This is a genomic window from Roseococcus sp. (assembly GCF_965227005.1).
In the GTDB taxonomy this organism is placed as follows: domain Bacteria; phylum Pseudomonadota; class Alphaproteobacteria; order Acetobacterales; family Acetobacteraceae; genus Roseococcus.
The window spans coordinates 86,330-100,728 of sequence record NZ_CBDDFJ010000020.1; the positions used below are offsets into that span (position 1 = coordinate 86,330).

At 68.1% G+C, this 14,399-nt stretch carries 18 protein-coding genes and 1 tRNA gene; 14 read left to right on the forward strand and 5 right to left on the reverse strand.

All coding sequences use genetic code 11. The features are described from left to right. Positions 1-135: 135 nt before the first annotated feature. The 4 genes from ppa (at position 136) to ACO057_RS10690 (ending at position 1,428) form a co-directional block, all read left to right on the forward strand. Positions 136-669: an inorganic diphosphatase gene (ppa, locus tag ACO057_RS10675; protein WP_421991445.1), complete on the forward strand. Its 534-nt coding sequence runs from the start codon at positions 136-138 to the stop codon at positions 667-669. A gap of 69 nt (positions 670-738) precedes the next feature. Then, positions 739-812, forward strand: a tRNA-Ile gene (locus tag ACO057_RS10680). A gap of 111 nt (positions 813-923) precedes the next feature. Continuing rightward, positions 924-1,109, forward strand: coding sequence for a hypothetical protein (locus ACO057_RS10685; protein WP_421991447.1), 186 nt, complete (start codon positions 924-926; stop codon positions 1,107-1,109). A gap of 175 nt (positions 1,110-1,284) precedes the next feature. Continuing rightward, positions 1,285-1,428: a hypothetical protein gene (locus ACO057_RS10690; protein ID WP_421991449.1), complete on the forward strand. Its 144-nt coding sequence runs from the start codon at positions 1,285-1,287 to the stop codon at positions 1,426-1,428. A gap of 15 nt (positions 1,429-1,443) precedes the next feature. Here the strand turns inward: ACO057_RS10690 and ACO057_RS10695 are convergent, their stop codons facing one another. The 3 genes from ACO057_RS10695 to dnaG are packed head-to-tail and all read right to left on the reverse strand — an operon-like array spanning position 1,444 to position 5,781. Further along, positions 1,444-2,025 (reverse strand): GNAT family N-acetyltransferase, encoded by a 582-nt coding sequence (locus ACO057_RS10695; RefSeq protein ID WP_421991451.1) that lies wholly within the window; start codon positions 2,023-2,025, stop codon positions 1,444-1,446. Continuing rightward, the gene (rpoD, locus tag ACO057_RS10700; protein WP_421991453.1) at positions 2,022-3,938 is read right to left on the reverse strand and encodes an RNA polymerase sigma factor RpoD; all 1,917 of its coding nucleotides are present in this window, start codon (positions 3,936-3,938) and stop codon (positions 2,022-2,024) included. Before rpoD ends, ACO057_RS10695 begins: the two co-directional genes overlap by 4 nt. 55 nt (positions 3,939-3,993) lie before the next feature. Further along, positions 3,994-5,781: a DNA primase gene (gene dnaG, locus ACO057_RS10705; RefSeq protein ID WP_421991455.1), complete on the reverse strand. Its 1,788-nt coding sequence runs from the start codon at positions 5,779-5,781 to the stop codon at positions 3,994-3,996. A 124-nt stretch (positions 5,782-5,905) separates the two neighbouring features. Here dnaG and ACO057_RS10710 point away from each other — a divergent pair, with 124 nt between their 5' ends. From ACO057_RS10710 to ACO057_RS10725, 4 genes are read left to right on the forward strand one after another with little or no spacing between them, the layout of a single operon-like run. Further along, positions 5,906-6,496, forward strand: coding sequence for a GbsR/MarR family transcriptional regulator (locus ACO057_RS10710; protein WP_421991457.1), 591 nt, complete (start codon positions 5,906-5,908; stop codon positions 6,494-6,496). A 3-nt stretch (positions 6,497-6,499) separates the two neighbouring features. Next, positions 6,500-7,846, forward strand: a complete 1,347-nt coding sequence (locus ACO057_RS10715; RefSeq protein ID WP_421991459.1) for a cytochrome ubiquinol oxidase subunit I — start codon at positions 6,500-6,502, stop codon at positions 7,844-7,846. A gap of 5 nt (positions 7,847-7,851) precedes the next feature. Next, a complete protein-coding gene (locus ACO057_RS10720) occupies positions 7,852-8,862 on the forward strand; it encodes a cytochrome d ubiquinol oxidase subunit II (RefSeq protein WP_421991461.1) in 1,011 nt (336 codons plus the stop codon). Next, on the forward strand, positions 8,859-9,494 hold the full coding sequence (locus ACO057_RS10725) for a DUF2459 domain-containing protein (protein ID WP_421991463.1): 636 nt from the start codon (positions 8,859-8,861) through the stop codon (positions 9,492-9,494). The genes ACO057_RS10720 and ACO057_RS10725 overlap by 4 nt, the downstream gene beginning before the upstream one ends. Positions 9,495-9,507: 13 nt before the next feature. On the opposite strand, the gene ACO057_RS10730 is transcribed toward ACO057_RS10725, so the two are convergent. After that, on the reverse strand, positions 9,508-9,651 hold the full coding sequence (locus ACO057_RS10730) for a hypothetical protein (protein WP_421991465.1): 144 nt from the start codon (positions 9,649-9,651) through the stop codon (positions 9,508-9,510). Between the two features lie 123 nt (positions 9,652-9,774). On the opposite strand from ACO057_RS10730, the gene ACO057_RS10735 reads away from it, so the two are divergent. Continuing rightward, entirely contained in the window at positions 9,775-9,993 is a 219-nt protein-coding gene (locus ACO057_RS10735; protein WP_421991467.1) for a DUF3126 family protein, read from the forward strand. A gap of 109 nt (positions 9,994-10,102) precedes the next feature. Here the strand turns inward: ACO057_RS10735 and ACO057_RS10740 are convergent, their stop codons facing one another. Next, on the reverse strand, positions 10,103-10,555 hold the full coding sequence (locus ACO057_RS10740) for a GatB/YqeY domain-containing protein (protein ID WP_421991469.1): 453 nt from the start codon (positions 10,553-10,555) through the stop codon (positions 10,103-10,105). Positions 10,556-10,653: 98 nt separating this feature from the next. Between ACO057_RS10740 and carA the strand changes: the two genes are divergently transcribed. The 5 genes from carA to ACO057_RS10765 are packed head-to-tail and all read left to right on the forward strand — an operon-like array spanning position 10,654 to position 14,333. Next, positions 10,654-12,027 carry a glutamine-hydrolyzing carbamoyl-phosphate synthase small subunit gene (gene carA / locus ACO057_RS10745; RefSeq protein WP_421991471.1) on the forward strand — a complete coding sequence of 458 codons (1,374 nt, stop codon included), beginning with the start codon at positions 10,654-10,656 and terminating at the stop codon, positions 12,025-12,027. A 20-nt stretch (positions 12,028-12,047) separates the two neighbouring features. Then, complete coding sequence (locus ACO057_RS10750; RefSeq protein WP_421991473.1) at positions 12,048-12,797, forward strand: SDR family NAD(P)-dependent oxidoreductase; 750 nt, start codon at positions 12,048-12,050, stop codon at positions 12,795-12,797. A gap of 2 nt (positions 12,798-12,799) precedes the next feature. After that, on the forward strand, positions 12,800-13,429 hold the full coding sequence (locus ACO057_RS10755; protein WP_421991475.1) for a LysE family translocator: 630 nt from the start codon (positions 12,800-12,802) through the stop codon (positions 13,427-13,429). Further along, entirely contained in the window at positions 13,429-14,076 is a 648-nt protein-coding gene (locus ACO057_RS10760; RefSeq protein ID WP_421991477.1) for a LysE family translocator, read from the forward strand. Before ACO057_RS10755 ends, ACO057_RS10760 begins: the two co-directional genes overlap by 1 nt. Then, positions 14,076-14,333 carry a hypothetical protein gene (locus tag ACO057_RS10765; RefSeq protein ID WP_421991479.1) on the forward strand — a complete coding sequence of 86 codons (258 nt, stop codon included), beginning with the start codon at positions 14,076-14,078 and terminating at the stop codon, positions 14,331-14,333. Before ACO057_RS10760 ends, ACO057_RS10765 begins: the two co-directional genes overlap by 1 nt. The last annotated feature ends 66 nt before the right edge of the window (positions 14,334-14,399 follow it).

Consider the following 14,399-nt stretch of genomic DNA (forward strand, 5'->3'; position numbering starts at 1 on the left):
CGGCGATTCCTTCGAGGTTAGGCCGTGCCCGCGACGCGGCGCAACAAGCGCGGCAACCCGCTGCTGCCCTCGCACACGGAACGTTTTTGTGGTTTGTCCTGCGCCAGTTCGTAATCCGCCCACCCGGAGCCTCAGATGAATCTCGACGCCATCCCCATCGGCAAGAATCCGCCGGAAGACCTGAATGTCATCATCGAAGTCGGGATCGGCGGCGAGCCCATCAAGTACGAAATGAACAAGGAGGCCGGCGCCCTCTTCGTCGACCGCTTCCTGCACACGCCCATGCGCTACCCCGGCAATTACGGCTTCGTGCCGCACACGCTGAGCGATGACGGCGACCCGATCGACGTGCTGGTGGCCAATACCCGCCCCATCGCGCCCGGCGCGGTCATCAACGTGCGTCCCGTGGGCGTGCTGAAGATGGAGGATGACGGCGGCGGCGACGAGAAGATCATCGCGGTCCCCTCGCCCAAGCTGACCAAGCGCTATGTGGACGTGCACACGATCACGGACCTGCCGCAGATCACCCTCGACCAGATCCGCCACTTCTTCGAGCACTACAAGGATCTCGAGCCCGGCAAGTGGGTCAAGGTCCTCGGCTGGGGCGGGGCCGACGAGGCCAAGGAGCTGATCCTTCAGGCCATCGAGCGCGCCAAGAAGGCGGGCTGATTTTCGGGGCGATCCAGGCGCGGCGTCTTGCCGCGGCGCCTGGATCGCCCCAAAAGCGACAATCCCTTTGCGCCCGTAGCTCAACTGGTTAGAGCGGGCCGCTCATAACGGCTTGGTTGCGGGTTCAAGTCCTGCCGGGCGCATGGGAATTCCTGCGCGAATACTGCAAAGCACGCCCCTCCCGACAACCTTCCCTCCGCCCCGGGGTTGTCCCCTCAGACGCGCCGGCTGGCGCCGAGCCATGGGAGGGCAGAATGCTCGACGGAAATGCCTGTCGCACCGCCCAGGACCACGACCCGCAAGACCTTGGGATCCTGACCACCGCAAGGTCCGAGGGACGGGGGGAAGGCTGGATGGTGGTGCGGGCCCTGCTGCTCATTCTGGGAGGGATCGCCATCGTCAGCTACGTGATGATGACCATCGCTCGTGCGGGGGGCTGAAAACCATGCGAAGGAACGCACGTTAAAGGAGAAATCTTCCTAGACATGCAACCTATGGTAATCTACTTAGGTTGTCATCGTTGGTCGGGCCGTCGTCTGATCAGCGAATGAAGGGCTTCTCCCCCTTCTCGGAGTTTCGACCGTCATGCCTCAGCCCCGCCCCGCCTCACCGGCGATGATCCCCAGCACGCGGCGGACGCGCATCATCCGTTCGAGCAAACCCGAAGAGGGCTCGATCGAAGGCGAATTCTGGGTGGTGGCCCGTGCGGTCGGCCTGTTGATCGGTGGAATCGTCTTGCTCGGATGGCTGATGAGCTGACGCTCGCAGCCGAGCTTAAGCCCGCTGGATCCTGAGACGCTCCGGGATCGGCAGCCCCAGCCGGTTGGGCACCGGCCATTCCTCGCGCACCGTGCGGATCTTCTCGAAACCGGCCTTGATATAATTGGGCAAGGCGCGCGGATGGTCCGCCGTGCAGGTGTTCACCGTCAGAGCCGAGCAGCCCTCAGACCAGGCCGTGTCGATGGCATGGTGCAGGAAGGCCATGCCGACGCCCTGACCGATCCCCCGCCCCATCAGCCCGAAATAGGCGAGGTTGATCACCGGCCAGCTGCGGCGGTCCAACTCGTAGAAGCCCAGCTCCCCCTCCGCGTCGCGCAGCACGCTGATGCTGATCGCGCGGTCCCGCAGGATGGAATCGAGCTCGCCGTCGCTGATCGTCCGGCGCAACCACCAGACATATTCATGGCCGACCGCCGCATAGAGCTGCCGGTAATGCGCCACGTTGCAGCGAGGGAAGAGCCGCTCCACCACATGGCCCGGCGGCAAGGCCGGGGCCCGCCGGGTGGGGGCCTCGTCCATGCGCAGGAAAGTGACGTCCACCGCGATCCGGGTGGTGGGCTCGACGAGACGGATCATGTTTCCAGGAAGCTGCGGAGCTTGCGGGAGCGGCTGGGGTGCTTGAGCTTGCGCAGCGCCTTGGCCTCGATCTGGCGGATGCGCTCGCGCGTCACGTTGAACTGCTGGCCGACCTCTTCCAGCGTGTGGTCGGTGTTCATGCCGATGCCGAAGCGCATGCGAAGCACGCGCTCCTCACGCGGCGTGAGCGAGCCGAGCACGCGGGTCGTCGCCTCGCGCAGATTGGACTGGATCGCGGCATCGAGCGGGATGATCGCCGCCTTGTCCTCGATGAAGTCGCCGAGGTGGCTGTCTTCCTCGTCGCCGATGGGCGTTTCGAGGGAGATCGGCTCCTTGGCGATCTTCAGGACCTTGCGGACCTTCTCCAGCGGCATGCCAAGCTTCTCGGCGAGTTCCTCGGGCTGCGGCTCGCGGCCAATTTCGTGCAGCATCTGGCGCGAGGTGCGGACCAGCTTGTTGATCGTCTCGATCATGTGGACCGGGATGCGGATGGTCCGCGCCTGGTCGGCGATCGAGCGGGTGATCGCCTGCCGGATCCACCAGGTCGCATAGGTCGAGAACTTGTAGCCGCGGCGGTACTCGAACTTATCCACGGCCTTCATCAGGCCGATATTGCCCTCCTGGATGAGATCCAGGAACTGCAGGCCGCGGTTCGTGTACTTCTTGGCGATGGAGATCACGAGGCGAAGGTTCGCCTCGATCATCTCCTTCTTCGCCTGGTTCATGTCCCGCTCGCCGGCGGAGACCGTCTTGTAGACTCGGCGGAACTCGGCGACCGGCAGGCCCGTCGCGGCGGCGATGGCGCCGATCTCGACGCGCACCAGTTCCAGGTCGTCGCGGGCCTTGAGCACGAAGGCCGGCCAGGCCTTGCCCTTCAGCTTGGACACGCGGTCGATGAAGCCCGGATCGAGCTCGGAGCCGATCCAATGCTCCAGGAAGTCCTCGCGGCGGACCTTCTGGCCCAGCGCCATGCGAAGCACCTGGCCGTCAAGCGTGTTCAGCTTGCGGTTCAGCAGCTTGAGCTGCTCGACCAGCTCCTCGATGCGGTTGTTGTGGAGATGCACCTTCTCGACGAGCAGAACCAGCTCGGAGCGGGACTTCTCGTAGGTCTTCTCCGAGCGGCCGATCAGCTCCTCGCCGGAGGTGTAGAGGTCCATCCGCTTCGAGGAGAGCTTGGTCAGCTTGGTGAGGACGGTCTGAATGGCCTCGAAGTTCGCGAGAACCTCCGGCTTCAGCTTCTCTTCCAGGGCCGAGAGCGACAGGCCGACGTTCTCGCCCTCCTCGCCTTCCTCGAACTCCTCGGGCTCCGGCGGCGTGCCGTCGGGATTGTCGGCGTTGTTCGTGGCCTCGAGGTCGATCACGTCGCGCAGGAGCATGCGCCCCTCGCGGACCGCGTCATGCCAGGCGACGATGGCCTTGAAGGTGAGCGGGCTCTCGCAGAGACCGCCGATCATCATGTCGCGGCCGGCCTCGATGCGCTTGGCGATCGCGATCTCGCCCTCGCGGGAGAGCAGCTCGACGCTGCCCATCTCGCGCAGGTACATGCGGACGGGGTCGTCGGTGCGGCCGAGGCTTTCCTCGTCGACGTTGCCGCCCGACTCTTCCTCTTCCTTCTCCTCGCTCCCCTCGCCCTCGGCCTTGGGGGTCTTGGTCTCGCTCTCCTCGCCCTCCTCGGCCTCGACGACGTTGATGCCGGCTTCCGAGAGGGAGGACAGCGTGTCCTCGATGAATTCCGAGCTCACCGTCTCCTGGGGCATGGCGGCGTTGACTTCGTCATAGGTGACGTAGCCGCGCTCCTTGCCCCGGGCGATGAGCTTCTTGACGGCAGCGGAGGTGATGTCGAGCAGCACGCCCTCGACCGCTTCCTCGCGGGCCTCGGCCGTCTCGCCGCCATTCGCCGTCTTGCTCGCCATCCGCTGCTCCATCGCCACTAAAGTCTTACTCTTGGGGAGAACCCCCCACGCTATACTAAAACATCTCGTCTGGCTCGGCCTCAGCCTCGCCACGCCGAAGCGCACTCAGGGCCTCGGTCAGGCGGATCAAACGGGTCTGGGCCGCGACGTCATCCAACGCCGCAGCATAAGCCGCTTGTGCCGCCCGAGCATCCTCGGCCAGATCCGCCTCGCCCCGCAGGAAACCAAAGAACTGCCAGAACGCATCGAGCGCCTCCTTGGGTTGGCCCCCTGCCCCTGCCTCGTGGGGCAGGTCAGGCGCCTTCAAGACCCATTGGCTGGCTGATGCGGCCCCGCTGCTGGCGAGGTGGGCGATCAACTCCTTGGAGTCAAGGCGTGAACCCTCCGGAACCCAGGCCAATAGCGCATTCCTCACCTGTTGGAGCGGCCCTTCCGGCAGATCGATCAGGGAGAGGGACTCCTCCACATCGTGCAGAAGCTCCGGGTGATGAAGGCAAATGGCCAGCACGATCCGCGCCCTTTCGGCCCGCACGACGCCCTGGTCGGGGACCGGGCGGGGGTGGCGCGGGGTGGCCCGCATCCCCGGACGCTTGGTGAGGCCGAAGAAACGATCGAGCAGGGAACGGCGGAATTCGGCGGCCAGCGCCTTGTCGGGAATGGTCTGGGCCGCGGCGGAGAGACGGTTGCGCAAGGCCGCCCGGCCCTCGGGCGTCGCGGGCACCTTGCCGCCGACGATCAGCCCGAACAGCGCCTCGGAGAGCGGCTGGGCGGCGTCGAGCGCGGATTGGAAGGCGCGCGGGCCGCCCTTGCGGATCAGCGTGTCCGGGTCCTCGCCGACGGGCAGCGTCACGAAGCGCAGGGTCTGCTCGGGCGAGATCATGGGGAGGGCCAGCTCCGCCGCGCGGGCGGCGGCGCGGGTGCCGGCGGCATCGCCGTCGAAGCAGAGGACCGGCTCGGGGCTCACCTGCCACAGGGCCTTCATCTGATCCTCGGTCAGCGCGGTGCCCAGCGGGGCGACCGCGCCCGTGAAGCCCGCCTGGTGCAGGGCGATCACGTCCATATAGCCTTCGGAAACGATCAGCTTGGCGCCGCGGAAGACGCCCTCGCGCGCCAGGTCCAGTCCATAAAGGTTGCGCCGCTTGGAGAAGAGGGCCGTCTCCGGCCCGTTCACGTATTTCGGCTGACCGTCGCCAAGGATGCGGCCGCCGAAGCTGACGCTGCGCCCGCGCCGGTCGCGAATGGGGAACATGACCCGGTTGAAGAAGAGATCGACCGTGCGGCCCTCCTCGCGCTCCTGCAGCAGGCCGGCTTCCAGGAGCTGCTGTGGCTGGATGCCCTCCTCGCGCAACTCGGCGCCCAGGGCGCCGCGCCCCGCGCCGGACCAGCCGAGGCCGAATTTCGCGATGGTCTCCTCGGTCAGGCCGCGGCCGCGGAGATAGGCCAGCGCCTCGGCGCCCTCGGGCATGCGCAGCCGGCGGGCATAGGCGGCCTCGGCCGCCTGGAGCACCCCATGGAGGTCGCGCGCGCGCCGGTCGCGGGCGGCGGCCTCGGGGGTGGGCTTGGGGACATCGAGCCCGGCCTCGCCGGCCAGCCGCTCGACGGCGTCCATGAAGCCGCCGCCCTCGGCGCGCATCACAAAGGCGAAGGCATCGCCATGCGCGCCGCAGCCGAAGCAGTGGAAACTGTCCTCGTAGACGTAGAAGGAGGGCGACTTCTCGTTGTGGAAGGGGCAGAGGCCCTTCCAGTTGCGGCCGGACTTGGACAGCCGCACGCGCCGGCCGACGAGGCTCGCCATGGGCGTGCGGACGCGCAGCTCGTCGAGGAAATTGGGAGGGAGGGACATGGCTCTGCCTTCGATATAGCCCGGCGCCCGCCCGAATCCGACCCGCCCGCGCGAATCATCTGCGCCACGCCAGGCGACGTCAGCCGTCTTGAGTTTTCAGAAATTCCTGAACATACTGTTCGTTATGGATCTCCCGCCCGCCACCGCCGCCTTCGTCCTCCATTTCGGCGAGATGGGCTCGCGATGGGGCATCAACCGCACCGTCGGCCAGATCTACGCCCTCCTCTTCCTCTCCCAGCGCCCGCTCAACGCCGACGAGATCGTCGCCTCCCTCGGCTTCTCCCGCTCCAACGTCTCCATGGGCCTCAAGGAGCTCGAGACCTGGCGCCTCGTGCGGCTCCAGCACCTCCCCGGCGACCGGCGCGAGCATTTCTCCACGCCCGAGGATGTCTGGCAGATCGTGCGCATCCTCGCCGAGGAGCGCCGCAAGCGGGAAATCGACCCCACGCTGTCCCTCCTGCGCGACGTGCTCATGCAAAAGCCGTCCACAGAAGCCGAACGCCATGCCCAGGCCCGCATGCACAGCCTGCACGACGTCATTTCCCTGCTGACGGGCTGGGCCAACGACGTGCAAGGTCTCCCCGACGAACGGCTCATCGCCTTGCTGAAGATGGGCGGTCGCGTCGCCAAGGTCCTGGAGGCCACCGACCGCTTCCAGCAGATCGTCACCGGCAAGGGCCGCCGCAAAAAGACGGCCGAGAAGAAGGACGCCTGACCGATGGACCCAATCGTGCTCGCCCGCATGCAGTTCGCGGCCAATATCTCGTTCCATATCCTTTTCCCAACCGTGACCATCGCGCTCGGCTGGGTGCTGCTCTTCTTCAAGCTGCGCTTCGACCGGACCAAGGACGCGGCCTGGATGGACGCCTACAAGTTCTGGGTGAAGGTCTTCGCCCTGTCCTTCGCCCTGGGCGTGGTCTCGGGCGTCACCATGAGCTTCCAGTTCGGCACCAACTGGCCCGGCTACATGGAGCGCGTGGGTAATATCGCGGGGCCGCTGCTGGCCTATGAGGTCCTCACCGCCTTCTTCCTCGAGGCGTCCTTCCTCGCCGTCATGCTCTTCGGCTACGGGCGCGTGCCGAACTGGGCGCATACCCTGGCGACGGTGATGGTGGCGGGCGCCACCACCCTGTCCGCCTTCTGGATCCTGGCGCTGAACTCCTGGATGCAGACCCCCGCCGGCTTCGAGCTCCGCGACGGCGTCGCGCATGCGACGGATTGGGTGGCCATCGTCTTCAACCCCTCCATGCCCTATCGCCTGTCGCACATGCTGCTGGCCTCCGGCCTCACCGTCGCCTTCCTGGTGGCGGGGCTTTCCGCCTGGCGCTGGCTGCGCGGCGACCGCGCCGCCGGCGTGGAGCGCGCGCTGAAGACCGGCGTGATCCTGGCGGCGATCCTCATCCCCATCCAGATCTTCGCCGGCGACCAGCACGGGTTGAACACGCTGCACCACCAGCCGCAGAAGGTCGCGGCGATGGAGGGCGTCTGGGAGACCGAGCGCGGCGCCGGGCTGCGTCTCTTCGCCATCCCCGACGAGGCGACGCGCAGCAACCGCTTCGAGATCGTGATCCCCTATCTGGCGAGCTGGATCCTGACCCATTCCTCCGATGGGGAGATCCGCGGGCTCAACGAGTTCATCGGCAACCATCCGCCCGTCGCGCCCGTCTTCTTCGCCTTCCGCATCATGGTCGGCGTGGGCGTGCTGATGCTGTTGGTCTCCTGGTGGGGCGCCTGGGTGCTGCGCCGGCGGGGCGTCACGACCTGGCTGGCGCGGGCGCTGATCCCCATGACCTTCTCGGGCTGGGTGGCGACGCTGGCCGGCTGGTACACGACCGAGATCGGCCGCCAGCCCTGGCTCGTCACCGGCATCCTGCGCACGGGCGAGGCGGCCGGCCCCCTCCCCGCGACCACGATCGGAACCTCGCTGGTGCTGTATGTCCTGCTCTATGCGGGGCTGCTGCTCGCCTATGTCCTGACCCTCATGTACCTCGCCCGGCGCCCTGACGCGCCGGAACCCGAGGAGACGGGCAACCGGGATCCCCTCAACCCCGCGCCGGCGGAGTGACGATCATGGACACCCTTCCCGATGGCGCCTGGCTGCCCATCACCTTCGCGGCGCTGATGGCCATCTCCATGCTGGCCTATGCCATCCTCGACGGCGCCGACCTCGGCGTCGGCATCTGGCTGCGCAGCACCTCCGACGAGGCCACCCGCGATCGCATGATCGCCAGCATCGGCCCCTTCTGGGACGCCAACGAGACCTGGCTGGTGCTGGGCGTGGGCATCCTGCTGACGGCCTTCCCCAAGGCGCACGGGCTGGTGCTGACCGCGCTCTACATCCCCGTGATGCTGATGCTGTTCGGCCTGATCATCCGCGGCGTCGCCTTCGAGTTCCGCGCCAAGGCCCCCCCGGCGCAGAAGCCGCGCTGGGACTTCGCCTTCCAGGCGGGCTCGATCGTCGCGGCCTTCTGCCAGGGCTGGATGCTCGGCTCCTACATCCTGGGCTTCGCCGAGGGCTGGGGCCCCTTCCTCTTCGCCATGCTGACCGGCGCCTTCGTCGTGGCCGGATATGCGCTCGTCGGCGCCTGCTGGCTCGTCTGGCGCTGCGAGCACGACCTGCAGGACATGGCGGCGCGGCTGGCGCGGCGTGCCCTCTACGCCACCTGGATCGGCGTGATCGTGGTGAGCGCCGCCACCCCCCTGGTGAGCCAGCGCATCTTCGAGCGCTGGTTCGGCCTGCCGCAGATCATGGGGCTGGCGCCCATCCCGCTGGCGAGCGGCGCGCTCTTCCTGCTGCTGCACATCTTCCTGCGCCGCTTCCCGCGCAGCGACACCTCGCTCGACTGGGTGCCCTTCGTGGCGACCGCGACGATCTTCGTGCTCTGCTTCCAGGGGCTGGCCTACAGCTTCTGGCCCTATGTGGTGCCGGATCGCCTCACCATCTTCGAGGCGGCGAGCGCCCCGGAATCGCTGATCGTCATCCTCATCGGCGCGGCGGCGGTGCTGCCGATGATCGGCATCTACACCTTCATCATCTGGCGCATCTTCGGCGGAAAGGCGCAGGAGCTGAAATACTATTGAGCCAGCTTCCCCGCCGCGCCCTCCTCGCGGGCGCGGCCGGCCTCGCCGGCTGCGCCACCCTGCCTCCCCCGCACGGATGCCCCACGGGTGAGAACCGCATCCGGGTCGTCTCGCGCTCCTGGCACACCGAGATCGCGGTGCCGGCGGAAGCCATGGGCAGCTTTGCCGCCACCTATCGCGGCGCGACCACGCTGATGTTCGGCTTCGGCAAGCGCAACTTCATGATCACGCCCGCGCGCGGGCTGGCGGAATGGCTGGCGGGCCCCTTCGCCGGGCCCGGCATCATGCAGGTCACCGCGCTGTCCGTGCCGCCGGAGGAAGCGATGGCGGCCACGGTGCTCACGCTGCCGCTCGACGACGAAGGCCTGCGCCGGCTGACGGAGTCGCTATGGGACAGCTTCCGGCTCGATGCCGGCGGGCATCCCGTCCATGTCAGCCAGATCCGCGGAAGCGATTTCTACGAGGCCGCCCGGGGCTACAGCCTGGACCATACCTGCAATGCCTGGACGGCGGAGAAGCTCGCCGTGGCGGGCTTCCCCGTCGTCTCCGAGGGCGTTCTGCTCTCGGGCGACGTCATGCGGCAGGTGGCGCGCCTGCAGGGCGCCTGCCGACCCATTCTCGCCCGGGTTTGATCAGTGGCCCCGATCAGCGCGTCGGCGCGGGACCGGAGGCCGCGACGACACGATCCTGCGAGGGGGCCGAGCCGAGGCTCAGGCTCGGGCTGCAGGCGGAAACGAGGAGTAGGGCGGCGAGGAGCGACAGGCTCGTCGAGACGCGGAAACGGATCATCACTTATCTCCCAAGAGGCGTTCGGTCAGGGAATTCCCGCTGGGCGAAAAGGTTGCGCCCGATCGGGACGCCACGCCCATCGATTCGATTGCCAAGCGGCGTCGAGGGGGCTAAGCGGCCGGCATGAAGCCCGCTGAAATCCAGGCCGTCCAGGCGCACCTCCGCAAGCTGCTCGGCAGCCCCAGCCTCATGATCCGCGCGGCGCAGACCCGCAACGGCCCGATCGAGCTCCTCGCGGGGGCCGAGACGATCGGCACGGTCGATCGTGACGCCGAGGATGGCGAGGTCGCCTACCACGTCACCATCACCGTGCTCGCCGAGGACCTGCCGAACATCCAGTAGGTCCGGCGACCCGCGGCGGAGCCGCCCAGTCGGCGAAATCCCACCCATGGAAAACGGCCCGCCCCTCAAAAGGCCGGGCCGTTTTTCATTCCGGTCCCCGGACGGCGCCTCAGCTGCCCAATGCGGCCTTCACGGCCGGGCCCGCCTTGGCCATGTCGAGGCTGGCGGCGTGCTTCGCCTTCAGCGCGGCCATCACCTTGCCCATCTCCTTGATGGAGGTGGCGCCCGTCTCGGCCACGGCCTCGGCCACGGCCGCCTGAAGCGCGCCTTCGTCCATCTGGGCCGGCAGGAAGCCCTCGATCACGACGATCTCGGCCTCCTCCTTGGCCGCGAGTTCCTCGCGGCCGCCCTGGCGGTACATCTCCACCGACTCCCGGCGCGACTTCGCCATGCCGCGCAGCATGGCGATGATGGCGGGATCCTCGATCGGCGGGCCCGGACGGGCCGCGATGTCGGTGTCCTTCAGCTTGGCGGTGATCATGCGCAGCGTGCCGGTGGTCGCGGCGTCACGGGCCAGCATGGCGGTCTTGAGCTCGGCGGTGAAACGGCTCCGGAGGTCCATCGTCGAATTCCCTATATAAATCATGATTCTGTAGCGAAATTCCCAGCAGGCGGACTCTTCGCTTGAACTGGGAAAAGATTTCCCACATAGTCTAGCCCATGCGCAGCGTGGAAGACATCCTCGCCCTCCTGGGTGGGGCCGAGGCCGCGGCCGGCCAGCTCAAGGTCGGCACCGAGGCCATTCGCAAGTGGCGTCAGTCCCGGACCATTCCGGCCAAGCACTGGCCCATTATCCTGGCCGCCACCGGCCTCTCCCTCTCAGACCTCACCGGGCAGCCCGCCAGCGCGCCCGCCCCTTCGCAGGATCCGACCATGCCGAACCTCCCGCCCGAAGGCGCCACCGCCTGCCTCGTGCTCGACGACGGCGCCGTCTTCTGGGGCCTCGGCTTCGGCGCGCACGGCACCAACGTCGCCGAGATCTGCTTCAACACGGGACTGACCGGCTATCAGGAGACGCTGACCGATCCGTCCTATGCCGGGCAGATCATCAACTTCACCTTCCCCCATATCGGCAACGTCGGCACCAATGTCGAGGACATGGAGGCGACGACCCCCGTCGCCCGCGGCCTCATCGTGAAGCAGGACGTCACCGAGCCGGCCAGCTACCGCAACACCCTGCATTTCCAGGAATGGCTGAAGCGCCACAACATCCCCGGCATCTCGGGCGTGGACACCCGCGCGCTCACCGCCCGCATCCGTGACGGCGGCGCGCCCAACGGCGTGCTGAGCTTCCCCGCCGATGGCCGCTTCGACATCGCGGCGCTGGTCGCCCAGGCCAAGGCCTGGCCGGGCCTCAAGGGCATGGACCTCGCCCGGGAAGTCACCACGCGCCAGGCCTATAAGTGGGACGAGACCCTCTGGTCCTGGGGCAAGGGCTTCGGCAAGCAGACCGCGCCGACGCATCGCGTGGTGGCGATCGACTACGGCGCCAAGCGCAACATCCTCCGCTGCCTCGCCGATGCCGGCTGCGCCGTGACGGTGCTGCCCGCGACCGCGACCGCCGAGGACATCCTGCGCGAGAAGCCGGACGGCGTCTTCCTCTCCAACGGCCCCGGCGACCCGGCGGCGACCGGCGTCTATGCCGTGACCGCCATCCAGGGCGTGCTGGAGGCGAAGATCCCGGTCTTCGGCATCTGCCTCGGCCATCAGCTCCTGGCGCTGGCGCTGGGTGCCAAGACCTACAAGCTCGACCGCGGCCATCGCGGCGCGAACCAGCCGGTGCAGGATCTGACCACCGGCAAGGTCGAGATCACCAGCCAGAACCACGGCTTCGCGGTGGATTCCACCTCCCTGCCCGAGGGCGTGAGCGTCACCCACGTCAGCCTCTTCGACGGCTCCAACGAGGGCATCGCCGCCCCCGCGCGGCAGGCCTTCTCGGTGCAGTACCACCCCGAGGCCAGCCCGGGACCGAGCGATTCCCACTACCTCTTCCACCGTTTCGTGGGGATGATGGACAAGGCCAAAGCGGCCTGAACCAACAGGGAGAAATGCGGATGTTCGATCTCAGCGGGCGCGTCGCGCTCGTCACCGGCGGCAATGGCGGCATCGGACTTGGGCTCGCCAAGGGCCTCGCGGCCAGTGGCGCGCGCGTCGTGATCACCGGACGCGACACCGAGAAGAACTCCGCCGCCCTGAAGGAGCTGGGCGGCGACGCCCATGCCATCGCGGCCGACCTCGCCCAGCCTGGCGAGACCGATCGCGTGCTGGCCGAGACGCTGGCGCTCGGCGGCGGCCTCGCCATCCTGGTGAACAATGCCGGCACCAACCTGCGCGCCCCGCCCCATGAGGTGACGGACGAGCAGTGGCAGACCGTGCTCGAGATCAATCTCAACAGCATGATGCGCCTGACGCGCGCGGCCTATCCGGCGCTGAAGGCGAGCGGGCATGGCCGCATCGTCAACACCGGCTCGATGCTCTCCATCTTCGGCGTGCTCTTCTCGCCGGCCTATGGCGCGAGCAAGGGCGCGGTGGTGCAGTACACCAAGTCGCTCGCGGTCGCCTGGGCCAAGGACGGCATCACCGCCAATTCCATCCTGCCCGGCTGGATCGACACCGACCTCACGCGCCGCGCGCGGCAGTATTCCGGCACCCTGCACGACAGCGTGCTGAACCGCACGCCCATGGGCCGCTGGGGCGATCCTTCCGACTTCATCGGCATCGCGGCCTTCCTGGCCAGCGACGAGGCTGCCTTCATCACCGGAACCGCCATCCCGATCGATGGCGGCTTCTCCACGCAAGGCTGAGCATGCCCTCGCTCGAAACCCTGCTGCTCTTCGCGGCCGTCTCGCTCGGCATGGTGCTCACGCCCGGGCCGAACATGGTCTATCTGGTGAGCCGCTCCATCTCGCAGGGGCGGCTCGCGGGAATGATGTCGCTCGCCGGCGTGGCGCTGGGTTTCGTCTTCTACATGCTCTGCGCGGCGCTCGGCCTCACGGCCTTCCTGGCCAGCGTGCCGCTCGCCTATGACGCGGTGCGCTTCGCCGGGGCGGCCTATCTCGCCTACCTCGCCTGGCAGGCCTTCACCGGCCGTTCCTCGCCCTTCGCGCCGCGCGACCTGCCGCGCGACGACGCGCGGCGCCTCGTGGCGATGGGCTTCCTGACCAACCTGCTCAATCCCAAGATCGCGGTGATGTACCTCTCGCTGCTGCCGCAGTTCATCGATCCCGCGCGCGGCGGCATCTTCGGGCAGGTCGTGGCTCTGGGCTTCCTGCAGATCTGCGTGAGCGTGGCGGTCAACACCGCGATCGTGCTGGCGGCCGCGCGCGTGGCCTCCTTCCTCGCGGGGCGCCCGCTCTTCGCGCGTATCCAGCGCTGGATCATGGGCACGGTGCTGGCCGGGCTCGCCGCGCGCATGGCGGTGGAGGCGCGGCCCTGATGCCCCCGATCGAATCCCTGCTGGTCTTCGCCGCCCTGTCGATCGGCCTCGCGGTCACGCCGGGGCCGAACATGCTCTACCTCGTCAGCCGCGCGCTGGCGCAGGGGACGCGGGCGGGGATGATCTCGCTGGCCGGCTGCGCCTTCGGCTCGGCGGCCATCATGATCTGCGCGGCGGCGGGAATCACCGCGGCGCTGGTGGCCATCCCCTATGCCTGGGATGCGATGCGCCTCGGCGGCGCGGCGTATCTGGCCTGGATGGCGTGGCAATGCCTGAAGCCCGGCGCCGAGCCGCTCTTCGCGCCCCGTGAACTGCCGCGCGAGCCGGACGGGAAGCTCTTCGTGGTCGGCTTCGCGACGGCGGCGCTGAACCCCAAGGTCGCGCTCTTCTACATGGCGGTGCTTCCGCCCTTCATCGATGCCTCTGCCGGCAATGTGCTGGTGCAGGGAGCGATCCTGGGCGCGCTGCAGGTCGGGATCGGCGCGATCTTCGACGCGCTGCTGATCTATGGCGCGGCCGGCGCGGCGCGCTTCCTCGCGACGCGCCCGGTCTGGCTCGCCGCCCAGCGCTACGTGCTTGGCGTGGCCCTCGCGCTCATCGCCGCCAAGCTGGCCTTCGGCGACGGCTTCCGCGGGGTGCGCGGCTGATGCCCTCCGCCTTCGCCTGGATGGGCGGGACCTTCGTCGCGATCTTCGTGGCGATCGTGCTCACCACCGCCATCCGCCGCCTGCTGCCCATGCTGGAGGCCGCGCTCGGCCTGTCCATGTTCGCCATGGGCTGCGCGCTGCACCTGTCGGGCTTCTTCGCCGGCGCCGGTCCCTGGCCGGTCTTCCTCATCGTCGCCGTGAGCCATGCCGTCGCCGGCCTCGCCATCCGGCAGCGCGAGAGGATCCGCGGGATATGAGCCCGCCCATCGCGCCCTTCGACTTCGCCTTGCCCGCTTTCCTTTTCTTTTCGCCTCAGAGGCCCT

Coding starts and splice junctions, on each gene's coding strand:
- ACO057_RS10735 (WP_421991467.1), top strand. CDS start 9,775: ATGAAGCCCGCTGAAATCCAGGCCGTCCAGGCGCACCTCCGCAAGCTG.
- ACO057_RS10760 (WP_421991477.1), top strand. CDS start 13,429: ATGCCCCCGATCGAATCCCTGCTGGTCTTCGCCGCCCTGTCGATCGGC.
- ACO057_RS10710 (WP_421991457.1), top strand. CDS start 5,906: ATGGATCTCCCGCCCGCCACCGCCGCCTTCGTCCTCCATTTCGGCGAG.
- ACO057_RS10685 (WP_421991447.1), top strand. CDS start 924: ATGCTCGACGGAAATGCCTGTCGCACCGCCCAGGACCACGACCCGCAA.
- ACO057_RS10720 (WP_421991461.1), top strand. CDS start 7,852: ATGGACACCCTTCCCGATGGCGCCTGGCTGCCCATCACCTTCGCGGCG.
- ACO057_RS10690 (WP_421991449.1), top strand. CDS start 1,285: ATGATCCCCAGCACGCGGCGGACGCGCATCATCCGTTCGAGCAAACCC.
- ACO057_RS10765 (WP_421991479.1), top strand. CDS start 14,076: ATGCCCTCCGCCTTCGCCTGGATGGGCGGGACCTTCGTCGCGATCTTC.
- carA (WP_421991471.1), top strand. CDS start 10,654: ATGCGCAGCGTGGAAGACATCCTCGCCCTCCTGGGTGGGGCCGAGGCC.
- ACO057_RS10755 (WP_421991475.1), top strand. CDS start 12,800: ATGCCCTCGCTCGAAACCCTGCTGCTCTTCGCGGCCGTCTCGCTCGGC.
- dnaG (WP_421991455.1), bottom strand. CDS start 5,781: ATGTCCCTCCCTCCCAATTTCCTCGACGAGCTGCGCGTCCGCACGCCC.
- ACO057_RS10730 (WP_421991465.1), bottom strand. CDS start 9,651: ATGATCCGTTTCCGCGTCTCGACGAGCCTGTCGCTCCTCGCCGCCCTA.
- ppa (WP_421991445.1), top strand. CDS start 136: ATGAATCTCGACGCCATCCCCATCGGCAAGAATCCGCCGGAAGACCTG.
- ACO057_RS10750 (WP_421991473.1), top strand. CDS start 12,048: ATGTTCGATCTCAGCGGGCGCGTCGCGCTCGTCACCGGCGGCAATGGC.
- ACO057_RS10695 (WP_421991451.1), bottom strand. CDS start 2,025: ATGATCCGTCTCGTCGAGCCCACCACCCGGATCGCGGTGGACGTCACT.
- rpoD (WP_421991453.1), bottom strand. CDS start 3,938: ATGGCGAGCAAGACGGCGAATGGCGGCGAGACGGCCGAGGCCCGCGAG.
- ACO057_RS10740 (WP_421991469.1), bottom strand. CDS start 10,555: ATGGACCTCCGGAGCCGTTTCACCGCCGAGCTCAAGACCGCCATGCTG.
- ACO057_RS10715 (WP_421991459.1), top strand. CDS start 6,500: ATGGACCCAATCGTGCTCGCCCGCATGCAGTTCGCGGCCAATATCTCG.